We start from the raw sequence: 11,418 nt of genomic DNA, 5'->3' as shown, positions 1-11,418 counted from the left end.
GACCTCGGACGGCAGCCCAGCTTGGCAATGCCGAAGGTGAATACAGTCCGAGCAAAGTGTGTCATGCCGGAGATGGTGCGGGTAATACCAGTCGACGATTTTGTCAAGATCAGCTCCGAGTGCCGGCTTTCCGACGAATTCGTGGCGATATGCCGACAGAAGGTCGGAGTCGTGCCCGGCCGCATCCGGTTCACCCAGTTATCTCCTACGCACCTCCGCGCAGAGGGATTGTCGGCTCGTCGACAAACAGGCCGCCCGCGGGCCGGACGCAATGAATTGCGCCGGCCTCGGTCCGGTGGCCACCGGGTGCGGAAGGATTCCGCCGCTGCCGGCGGACCTCCGTCACTCGGGTAGCGAGAGGCCCCGGCGGTGCGCGATCGCGGTGGCCTCGGTGCGGCTGGCGGCACCCAGCTTCGCGAGGATGTTGGAGACGTGGGTGCTCACGGTCTTCTGCGAGATGTAGAGCACCTCGGCGATGCGGCGGTTGCCGTAGCCCCTCGCGACCAGCCGCAGCACCTCGGACTCGCGCGGGGTCAACCCGAAGGCGGCCAGCCCGTCGGCACCCGCGTCGTCGCTCCGGTCAGCCGATGCGACGACGTCCGTCGGGCTCGGCGTTCCGGCACCGACCCGCTGCGCCAGCGTCTCGACGTCCGCGAGGAGCAGACCGGCGCCGAGCGAGGTGGCGATCTGGCGTGCGCGGGTCAGCGGATCGGCGGCCTCCTCGCGGGAACCGTTGGCGAGCAGGGCACGTCCGGCACCGAGCAGTGCGATCGCCAGCTCGTAGGGACGGTTCATCGGCTCGAAGGCCTCGACGGCGGCGGCCCACAGCTCCGGGTCGTCGGCCCCCTCGGCCCGGCTCAGCTCGGCCCGCAGCAGGCACTCGAACGCGCGCGAGATGGGGAACACCACCGTCAGCCGCGCGGCGGCGGCGCGTACGGCCGCCAGGACCTCGGCGGACGGAGTGTCCGCGGTGGACTGGCGCGCGTCGGCCTCGATCGCCGCCGCGACGTGGAGCATCGGCAGCGCGTACCGGATCGGCCCGGTCGTGAGACCGGCGGCGTCGGCGCGGAGGAACTCGGCCCGCGCCTCGCCGATCCTGCCCTGCCGCGCGGCGATCTCCATCGTGAAGTGGGCGAGGGCGACGAGGAACTGCGGCTGGAGATCCTCGGTACCGAGCAGCCCGCGGGCCAGCGCCAGCTGGTCGGAGGCCTCCGCGACGTCCCCCCGGACCAGCAGGCCGTAGGCCCGGCGTGCCACCGCGGCGGCACGGGGCTTGTACGACTTCGCCACCGCCGCCGCCTCGTCGAGGGCCGCCTCCGCCTCCGGCCAACGGCCCACCGAGAACAGTGAGAGCGACAGGTTGCAGTGCACCCACGCCTCGGCGTCGGTGAGGCCGAGCGACCGGCAGGTCTTGATGCTGTGCCGAGCCTCCGCGATCGCCTCCTCGGAGCGCCCCATCCCCTCCAGGAACGACGGCAGGTTCAGACAGACCCGACCGATGATGTCGACCAGGCCCAACTTCTCCGCCCGTTGGCGCACCTCGTACAGCTCGGCGAGGCAGCTGCCGTCGACGTCGGTCTCGATGCCCAGCCAGCAACGGGTGATGCGGGCGTGCAACTCCAGCGCCTCGGCGCCGACCTGGCTGGCGTACTCGACCGCCCGGTCGGCGGCGACGCGGCTCTCCCGCCCGGGTCGGTGCTGCGCGCCCCAGTTGGCGACGTGCGCCAGCACGTCGGCGTGCACGACGGACGAGGGGAGGTCGTCGATCAGCGCCTGCGCCGTCTGCAACTCCTTCCAGCCGTCACCGTGGTTCAGCGCCTGCACCAGCACCGCACGCCGCGTCCAGAACCAGGCCGCGCGTGACGGGTGGTGCTCGTCCTTCCCGGCCAGGATCTCCAGCGCGTCACAGGTCAGGCGCATGGCCCGGTCGAGGTCACCACCGAGTCGCGCGGCGACGGTGGCGGTGGCGAGCAGGTCCAGGTAGCCCGGCCCCGCGTGACCCGGGCGGTGTCCCCGGCGCGGATACCCCTCCGGGAGACGCAACGCGGGCAGGTCGGCGCGTACGTCCTCGGACACCCGCTCCCACAGTTGCAGCGCGCGCTCCAGCAGCCACAGCTGATCGGCGTACGCGTAGCGGTCCCGCGCCTCGTCGGCCGCGCCGACACTCATCCGGAGCGCCTTCACGTCGTCGTCCGCGGCGTACCAGTGCTGCGCGAGGCGGCCCGCCAGCTCGCCGGCCCGGGCCAGCGAGGGGTCGGTCTCCATCACTTCGGCGTACTGCCGGTTGATGAGGGCTCGCTCGCCGGGTAGGAGACTGTCGCTGACCGCCTCCCGTACGAGCGAGTGCCGGAACCGGTACTCCGACCCGTTCGGCTCGGAGACGAGAATCTGGGCGAGGACGGCCGCGCGTAAACCCTCGATCAACTCGTCCTCGGGAAGGCCCACCACGGCCTTCAGCAGCGGGTATCCGATCACGTCACCGCTCTCGGCGGCGACCCGGGCGATCCGCTGGCTGGTCTCCGGCAGCACCTCCAGCCGCTCCAGCAGCACGTCGCGAAGATCGTCCAGCCCGACCGCGGTGTGGTCGCGGTAGGCGCGGGCCAGCTCCTCGACGAAGAACGCGTTGCCGTCCGAGCGGACGAAGATCTCGTCGAGCAGGTTTGGTTCCGGCGGGGCTCCGAGCAGGCCGGTGAGCTGCTTGGTCACCTCGACCCGGTCGAACCGGCGCAGGGCGATGCGGCGTACCGACCGGAGCCGGTCCATCTCCGCCAGGACGGGGCGCAGCGGATGGCGGCGATGGATGTCGTCGGACCGGTAGGTGCCGACCAGCAGGAGCCGCCCGAGCCGCCTGCTGCGGGACAGGTATCCCAGCAGGTAGCGGGTGGAGGAGTCGGCCCAGTGCAGATCCTCGATCACCAGCACGACCAGCCGGCTCGACGCGAGACGCTCCAGGATCCGCGCGATCAGCTCGAAGAGGCGTGCCACATCGTCGTTCGGGCGCTCGACCGAAGCGGCGAGGTCCAGCTCCGGCAGGATTCGCGCCAGCAGGGTCTCCTGCCCGGCGCTCGCGGCGCGTACCTCGTCGGGCTGCTCGTGCCAGAGGGTGCGCAGCGCTGCGGAGAACGGGGCGAACGGGATTCCCTCGCCACCGACCTCGATGCAGCCGCCGACCGCCGCGAGGGCCCGATCGGGGGGCAGGGTACGGAGCAACTCCTCGACGAGTCGGGTCTTGCCCACACCCGCCTCGCCACGGACGAGCACGGCCTGGGTCTCGCCCTTCTCCGCGACTTCCGCCGCGTGCACCAGGTCGGACAGCTCCGCCTCCCGCCCGACGAACAAGGGGCTGACCGGGGCGAATTCCACGCAACCAGCATTGCATAGCGCGACTTGACGCCCTCTGGATCTGTTCCGACCCTCCCGGGATACGGGCGGACTGCCTGTGGTCGCCGTCACCATCCCGAAGCGATGGCATTCCAAGACGACTGGTCGTATCTTTATCGGGTCCGGTCGGGTGGGAGGGGTTCACGACATGGCGCGACCGAGATCGGCGGCTTCGGCCGGCACCAGACAGAGGCTGTCGGAGGCGGGGCTGGAGTTGTTCCACACGCGGGGCTACAACGGCACCAGCGTTCAGGACATCGTCACCGCCGCAGGCGCGCCGAAGGGCTCCTTCTACAACCACTTCCCGAGCAAGGAAGCTCTCGCGCTGGACTCCCTGGCCCGCTACTGCGCCGCCGTGCACCTGGAGACGCTCGGGTCGCCGGTGGGTGGCACTCCGCTGGAACGAATCACCGCGCACGTGCGACACCTCGTCGTTCTCGCCGGGGAGCGCGGAGACCGTGGCTGCCTGTTGGGCAACCTGGCGACCGAGATCCCCGCGCACAACGAGGTCCTCCGGCAGGCGGTCGCGAAGGCGTTCGCGGGGTGGATCTCGGCACTCGCCGCGACCATCGAGGAGGCCAGGGCGGCAGGGCAGTTACCGCCGGCCGAGCCCGCCGAGGATCTCGCCAGCTTCATCATCAACTCGTACCTGGGCGCGGCGGCCCGGACGAAGGTGACGGGGAGCACCGAACCGATGCAGCAGTTCGTGACCGCCACCCTCAACCGCACCCTGACCTGACTCCTCTCCCCCGGCCCGACCGGGGCCGACCGCCGACAATTCCGAGACGACCGGTCATCTCACACGATCGGCCCCGCACAACCCTGGAGGTTCGCCATGTCCTACACCGCAGTCCGTGTCGACAAGGTCGGCGATGCACTGACCACCGAGCTGACGCAGCTGGACGACCGGGAGCCGCAGGCCGGCGAGGTCGTCGTGGACGTCGAGTACTCGAACGTCAACTACAAGGACGGGCTCGCCATCGACGGCAAGTTCGGCTTCATCCAACGGTTCCCCCGTACGGCGGGCATCGACCTGGCCGGCGTCGTCTCCGCCTCCGCCGACCCGGCCATCGCCGTGGGGACCAGGGTGAGCGTGAACGGGTGGGGGCTCTCGATCACCCACGACGGCGGCTTCGCGCAGCGCGCCCACGTACCCGCCGAATGGATCACCATTCTTCCGGACGGACTCGACACGGCGACCGCCGCGGCGCTCGGCACCGCCGGTCTCGCCGCCGCGATGTCGGTCAACGCCCTGGCGGAGCACGACGTCACGCCCGACTCCGGCCCGGTGCTGGTCACCGGCGCGACCGGTGGCGCCGGCTCGATCGCCGTGCTGCTGCTGGCACACCGCGGCTACCGGGTCGCCGCCTCGACCGGCAAGCCCGCCGAGGCCGACTACCTGCGCCGACTCGGTGCCACCGACATCATCGACCGCGCGGAACTCTCCGAACCGTTGACCGGCCTGTTGAAGGGCGAGCGCTGGGCGGGCGCGGTCGACGCTGTCGGCAGCCACACCCTGGCCAACGTGCTCGCGCAGATCCAGTACGGCGGCACCGTCGCGGCATTCGGGCTGGCGCAGGGTATCGACCTGCCGGTCGCACTGACTCCGTTCATCACCCGTGGCGTCACGCTCGCCGGAATCGACACCGTCTGGGCCCGGCCCGCGGTCCGCGAGGCGGCCTGGGCCCTGCTGGACGAGGCCGTCGACCGCGCGCTGCTCGCGGAGCTGACCCGGACGATCGGCCTCGCCGAGGCTGCCGAGGCCAGCCTCGCGCTGCTCAGCGGCGCGCATCGTGGTCGCCTCGTGGTCGACGTCAACGCCTGACCAGGAGAGACCGCATCCGCCAGCGGATCCATCCGTGCGGGGTCGGCATGCGAAGCGGTGGGCGGAGAGCGGCGACGCTAGTTATCCAAGAGGTGAGAAGGAAGCGCCGCCCGGAGCCGCCCACCGCGAGCAGGATTCTATGCCACCGGGCGGCTGCCGTCCCGTGGTACCCCACCGCCCGCAGGGCCTCGGAGGTCCCTAGCTGTGGATGGTCGTCAGCGCAGGCCCGGGAGCCGCGAGCTCGCCGAGCGACATGGCGACGACGCCCGCGTCGAAACCGACGATGAGGTGACCGTCAATGAACCCGCACGACCTGGTTCGATGGTGCACCGGAACGGTGAGGACGCAGGTCGCGGTCACCGGGTCCCAGAGGCGGACCGTCCGGTCGCTGGTCGCGGCGACCAACGGCCAACCCGTGGAGGTCCGCACCGGGCAGACCCCGGTCACCTCGGCGTGGTAGTCGATCTGCCCGAGGAGCGCGGTGCTGGCGAGGTCGTGGAACCGGAGGTGCTTGTCGTACGTGCAGACGAGCAGCGTCCGGCCGTCGGGTAGCCGGAGCGTACACAGGCGTCCCACCGTCATGGCCGCCGGAAAGGTCCGCACGACCTCGCCACTGGCCGGATCCAGCAGCCGGAGCTCGGTGAGGTCGTAGCTGGAGGCGGCCAGCCAGGTGACATCACCGTCCTGAACGATCGAGTACTGGTTGCGACTCTCGGCCGGCCAGGACGAGACGACCACGCCGGCCTCCCAGTCCCACAGCACGATGTCCTTGCCGTGCGCGACCACCAGGCTGCGGCCATCCACGTCGTACGCGCCCACCAGCGCGATGTGGTCCTGCTCGTCGGCGCCGGCCAGCTCAGCTCGCAGGAGGCCGGTGGCGGGGTCGACGATCCGTACCCTGGCGTAGGTCGCGTAACTGATCAGCACGCCGGCCGAACCGCGCACCGCGACGATCGGGCCACCGAAGGCCTCCGGGGCATCGATCACTCGGACGGTACGGCCGGAGGAGACGTCGAGCACGCGGATGCGCTTCTTGGCCAGAAGAGCCAGAGCTGCGACCGACTCGTCGAGTCGGAACCAGTCGACGGAGTCCACCCGTTCCCGCATCGCGTCCGCGGTGCCGAAGTCGCTGCGGCTCGCCGGGTTCCAGAGCCGGACCAGGTGGTCGTCGTTGCTGACGGCGGCGATCAACGCGCCGGTGGGGCCGGGGATGACGCAGGCGGCCCGGAGCCAGGCCGTCCGGTCGCCCACCGACCAGGCCACCGTGGCGGTCTCCAGATTCCACAGCAGCAGCGTCCGATCGTCGTTGCTCAGGCTCACCAGGCCGTCGGCGGTGTCGCCCGGATAGGTGCAGAGGGACGAGACGCCACCGGTGTGACCGGCGAGCTGGGTGATCTCCCGACCGGTCAGCGGATCCCAGAGCCGGATGGTCCGGTCGTCGCTGGCCGAGGCGAGGACGGTGCTGCCCCGCACGGCGAGCACGACGACCGCACGGACCGCGCCGCGATGCCCCACCAGTACGCGCTGGCAGACTCCGCTGGCGGTGTCCCACAGGCGCACCGACCCGTCCCAGCCGGCGGACGCCAGCAACCCCGGGCCGCCCGAGCCGGGCACCGCGCAGAAGCCCAGAACGGGACCGGTGTGGCCACTCAACTGATGCCGCAGCCGACCCGTGGCCCCGTCCCAGATCCGCACCATGCCGGCCGCGTCCCCCGCGGCCACCCAGGTGTCGTGGCCACTGACGCAGCGAAAGTCCGCACCGGGCACGACCAGGGTCTGGATCGTCGATCCGGTCGCGCTGTCCCACACCCGCACGGTGCCGTCCGCGCCCGCAGACAGCAACTGCGCGCGTTGCTCGACGTAACGGACGTGCAGGCCCTGAACGGCCGCCTGGTGGCCCTCCCACATCTGCTCGGCCTGACCGGTGACCGGCTCCCACAGTCGGATCGTGGCGTCCCGCCCGGCGGACACCAGGGCGGTCCGCCCGCCGACGATCATCGAGCAGACCGCGTTCACCGTCCCGGTGTGCCCCTCCAGGAAGGTCCGTTCGGTCCGGGCGGGGGTGTTGGCCCAGCGAGCGTGGTACGGCGCGTCTGCATCGAGGTTGATCGGCGGTCCGATCCGTTCGAGGACCTGCGTGAGGGCCAGCATCGCCATCCGTACGGTGGGCGTGGCCTGCACGGCCTGCGGGGTGAGTTGCAGCAGCCGCGCGCGTGCCGTGCCGGCGGGTGTGTCGGTGTGGTCGACGAGCGGGACGAGCCGTCGCAGGTCGGCGCGGGCAAGGTAGCTGTCGTCCAGCAGCAGCTCGTCGAGCAGGCCCGCGCGGTCGGCGTGAAAGGCGAGGGAGCGCAGCAGGTAGGCCGGGGCCGCTGCCCAACCGGTACGGCGCCCCTCGTCGATGAAGGCGCGTGCCAGAGCACGTTCGTCGACCTGACGGTCGACGAGTTCGGCACGTACGCGCAGCAACGTGTCGTTGAGCGCCTGGTGGAACAGTCGATAGTTGCGGGTGGCATCGTCGCCGGTCGACTCGATGAGGAAGTTCGCGGCCGACGACTTCGCGAAGCGGGCCAGGTCGATGGCGCTCACCGTGACGCCGAACGCCGACAGCGCCGTGCGCCACAGCTCCAGTGACAGCCCCGGTGCCTCGGCGAAGGCCAGCACCGTGAGTGCCTGGTGGGGCGGCCCGCTGCCGACCGGGGCCAACCGGTCGATGTACTGCCGCAGCGCGATGGCGACCGAGGCGGTGGGGCCGAGGTCCGCCAGGGCGACAGGTTGCTCGTCGTACAGGCCGTGTGCCCGGGCGATCAGTCCGGCGGTCAGGAAGTTGCCCTGCGCCAGGATGGCGATCTGACCGGCGACCCGGGCGGCCACGGTGTCGTCGGCGTACGGACTGCCGGGCCGCTCGTCGCCGACGAGTTGCAGGGTGGCCTGGGCGTAGGCGGCGAGGTCGGCGATCTCGAAGTACGCGGCCGCGTCGAGGTCGATCACCCGTTCGGCGCCGGCGAAGGCGGCGAGCAGGTCGCCGCCGTCGTCCCGGCGGCGGGTGCCGACGATCACCCGCACCCCGGCGCTCGCACACGTCGTGGCGAGCGGAAGCAGGACCGCGTTGATGATCAGTCGACACTGGTCCGGGCTGGACGCCTCGTCGAGGGCGTCCACCACCACGGTGAACGGCCGGTCAACGGGGTTGGTGGTCAGTCGCTGGCGTAGGGATCCGGCGAGATCCTCGACCCGGTCCGGCAAGGCGACCGAGGCGGCCCGGGCGATCTCCACCGCGACGTCCAACGCCGTCTTGCCCTTGGCGTGCACGGCACACGCGATGCTTCCCAGCGGCGCCGTCACCCCGCCATCGTCCGAGCCCATGCTCGCGCGGATGGCGGCGTCCGCGGTGGTGATGACCCGGCCCAGCACCGCCGATTTGCCGACACCCGGTGAGCCGGTGACGACCAGGACCCGCCGGTCCGGGACGGACTGCGCCATCCAGTCCACGATCGCGGTCAGGGCCGCGCGCCGACCCCGGAACCGGTGTCCCGATTCGGCGTCCACCGAGACGCCACGTGCCCGGGGCCGCCAGTGTCGACCGGCCTCCGGGTCCACGGACAGCGACCATCCCCACGCCGACTGCGCCTGCTCGTCGGCCGCCGCCACGTTCCAGGACGCGAGATCCCGCAGGCCGACGGTGGGGAACTCGGTGTCGATGTGGTGCAGGCTCAGGGCGAGACCGTTGCCGCTGGACAGCTCGGCCTGCCCGGCGATCCCCACGACAGCCTGGAACTCGGGACACCAGATCGCGGCACCGCTGAATCCCTGGGCCAACGGATAGGTGCCGTCGGTCAGCAGCCGCACCCAGCCGTACGACAGGTCGGCGTCCACGCTGCCCGCCGTGGCGCTGCCCCACGGCTGACCGGTGGGGAATCCGAACGTCCACCATCGGCGGTCCACCAGGTCCTCGGGCGTCACGAGGCGCAGTGGCGCAGGCTCGACCTGGGCGGGAATGCTCTGCTCCAGTGTCAGAACCGCGACATCGGTGCTGGCGCCCAGGGCCGAGCTGAGCGTCGTTCGCGCGGCGACGCGGGACGTGGCCGGCAGCCCGGCCTTGGGAAAGGCCAGCCACAGTCGATCGACTCCGCGTGGAATCACGTGTGCGCAGGTCAGCACGCGGTGCTCGTCGATGACCAGCCCGGCCCCCACCGGCTGGACGTCCTCGGCGGAGGAGTGGATCGCCACCGTCCAGGTGTCACGGGGTCGAAGTCGGTCGTCGATCGTCCGCATGCTTCACTCCCAGCCCGAGCGACCGGGGTCGCACCCGTGCGTGCGCTCCGCAGGTCTGACGAGCATAGGACGGCTCGTCAAGGTAGCGCCGCGTCTCTATTCTTCAGTGCAGCGGCGACCGTGGAGGTGTCACGATGTTCGAGCGGTTCACCGACCGGGCCCGGCGCAGCGTGGTGCTCGCGCAGGAAGAGGCGCGGTCGCACAGGCACGACTACATCGGCACCGAGCACCTCCTGCTCGGGCTGATCAGTGAGGGAGCCGGGGTGGCCGCCCAGGTGCTGCAGACCCAGGTGTCCGCACTGGACGAGCTGCGACGCCGCGTCGACCACATCATCGGTTCCGGTCACACCGAGCCGGGCGGTCACATCCTCTTCACGCCGGCCACGAAGTTCAGCCTGGAACTCGCCCTGCGCAACGCTCTGCAGCTCGGTCACAGCCACATCGGCACCGAGCACCTGCTGCTCGGCCTCATCAGTGAGGGCGATGGCGTGGCCGCACAGGTGCTCTACTGGTCCGGCATCACCCTGGACGCCGTACGGGACCAGGCCGTCCGCATTCTCGCCGGCATCGACGAGGTGCAACCCGCGTGAAAGAGGTGGACGGATGCCGTCGCAGGTCGTGACGTACGCCGTGGACGACGACGAAGCCACGTTCGTGTCGTTCGAGATCGAGCCTGTGGAGGGGTTCCGGCCGGCCAGCGCAGAGAGCATCGCCGGCCAGGTGCGGCAGGCGATCGGGCCCGCGGTCGCCGCCGCGCGCCAGGTGCTGGATCGGGTACGGGAGTTGGCCCCGGACGGGGTCGAGGTCAAGTTCGGTGTGAAGGTGACCGGCACGGCGAACTGGCTGGTGGCGAAGGCGGCGACCGAGGGCAACTTCGAGGTGACGTTGTCCTGGAGCCCGCAGCGGCCCTGAGTCGGCCGACACCGCTGGCGCAACGGCGGTCGCGTGACAATACTCAGCGGACATGGAGAGGGCCCGTACCGAGTTGGGGCGGGACTTGGCGCACGCGCTGCGTACCGGCCCGTTCTCGGCGGCGCTGCACCTGGCCATCGAGGACCGTGGAATCCGCCTGGAGGAGATCCAGGAGCAGTTGTCGGCGTCCGGCGTCAGCGTCAGCCTCACCACGTTGAGCTACTGGCGGCGCGGTCGCAGCCGACCGGAACGCCCAGAGTCGATCAAGGCGGTCCGACTCCTCGAAGAGATCCTGTCGCTGCCGGCCGAATCGTTGATCGTCCAACTCGGACCGCGTCGGCCCCGGGGCCGCTGGCTGAGCCAACCACCCGGGACCATCGAGATCGACCGGCTCTTCAGCGACGGCACCAGCGTGGCCAAGATGGTCGCCGAGGTGGACCGGTGGTTGTACCACGAGCTGACCCGGCTCAGCCTGCACGACCTCTACCTGGTGGGCGACCGGCGCCAGGAGATCAGCCTGACCTGCCGGCAGGTGCTGCGGGCCAACACCGACCGGGTCTCCCGGACGGTGGGCATCTTCCGCACCGACGACCCGGGCGCCTCGACCCGGATCAACGCGGTCCGCAACTGCCGCCTCGGCCGGATCCGCTCCGACCACGAATCGGGCCTGCTGGTCGCGGAGGTCATCTTCGACCGGATGTTGGCCCAGGGCGACACCGTGGTGATCGAGTACGAGTTTCTCAGCGACTCACAGGCCCCGACCGACAACTACTACCGGGGCTTCGCCACCCCGGTCGGCGAGTACGTGCTCCAGGTGCAGTTCGACCACGACGCCGTACCGGCCCGCTGTCACCGCTTCGAGCGACGTGGCCTCAACGCGCCGGACCAGGGCGTGTGGGAGGCGTGGATCGGCTCCACCCACGGCGCGCACCTGATCGCCTCGGACGTGCCGCCGGGGATCGTGGGCATGCGCTGGGAGTGGGAGTGAGCGGCCCGCGGGGGACGCGAGCCGCTCACCCCGGTCCCGG

At 71.0% G+C, this 11,418-nt stretch carries 6 protein-coding genes and 1 pseudogene; 5 read left to right on the top strand and 2 right to left on the bottom strand.

The window, feature by feature from the left end; translation table 11 throughout:
- Positions 1-342 precede the first annotated feature (342 nt).
- Positions 343-3,363 carry a helix-turn-helix transcriptional regulator gene (locus tag ACFQGL_RS14440; protein ID WP_377511382.1) on the bottom strand — a complete coding sequence of 1,007 codons (3,021 nt, stop codon included), beginning with the start codon at positions 3,361-3,363 and terminating at the stop codon, positions 343-345.
- A gap of 166 nt (positions 3,364-3,529) precedes the next feature.
- Here ACFQGL_RS14440 and ACFQGL_RS14435 point away from each other — a divergent pair, with 166 nt between their 5' ends.
- Positions 3,530-4,120 carry a TetR/AcrR family transcriptional regulator gene (locus tag ACFQGL_RS14435; RefSeq protein ID WP_377511380.1) on the top strand — a complete coding sequence of 197 codons (591 nt, stop codon included), beginning with the start codon at positions 3,530-3,532 and terminating at the stop codon, positions 4,118-4,120.
- Between the two features lie 96 nt (positions 4,121-4,216).
- Positions 4,217-5,206 (top strand): acrylyl-CoA reductase family protein, encoded by a 990-nt coding sequence (locus tag ACFQGL_RS14430; protein WP_377511377.1) that lies wholly within the window; start codon positions 4,217-4,219, stop codon positions 5,204-5,206.
- Positions 5,207-5,404: 198 nt separating this feature from the next.
- Here ACFQGL_RS14430 and ACFQGL_RS14425 read toward each other — a convergent pair whose 3' ends face one another.
- Positions 5,405-9,478: a trypsin-like peptidase domain-containing protein gene (locus ACFQGL_RS14425; RefSeq protein ID WP_377511374.1), complete on the bottom strand. Its 4,074-nt coding sequence runs from the start codon at positions 9,476-9,478 to the stop codon at positions 5,405-5,407.
- A gap of 134 nt (positions 9,479-9,612) precedes the next feature.
- On the opposite strand from ACFQGL_RS14425, the pseudogene ACFQGL_RS14420 reads away from it, so the two are divergent.
- From ACFQGL_RS14420 to ACFQGL_RS14410, 3 genes and pseudogenes are all read left to right on the top strand, one after another.
- A pseudogene (locus tag ACFQGL_RS14420) lies at positions 9,613-10,065 on the top strand (Clp protease N-terminal domain-containing protein); the annotation flags it as partial.
- A gap of 16 nt (positions 10,066-10,081) precedes the next feature.
- A complete protein-coding gene (locus ACFQGL_RS14415) occupies positions 10,082-10,390 on the top strand; it encodes a CU044_2847 family protein (RefSeq protein ID WP_377511371.1) in 309 nt (102 codons plus the stop codon).
- A 52-nt stretch (positions 10,391-10,442) separates the two neighbouring features.
- Complete coding sequence (locus tag ACFQGL_RS14410; RefSeq protein WP_377511368.1) at positions 10,443-11,378, top strand: hypothetical protein; 936 nt, start codon at positions 10,443-10,445, stop codon at positions 11,376-11,378.
- Positions 11,379-11,418 lie beyond the last annotated feature (40 nt).

The sequence above is a fragment of the Micromonospora vulcania genome, from assembly GCF_042658605.1.
In the GTDB taxonomy this organism is placed as follows: Bacteria; Actinomycetota; Actinomycetes; order Mycobacteriales; family Micromonosporaceae; genus Micromonospora; species Micromonospora vulcania.
This window is presented reverse-complemented; position numbering and strand designations above follow the sequence as displayed.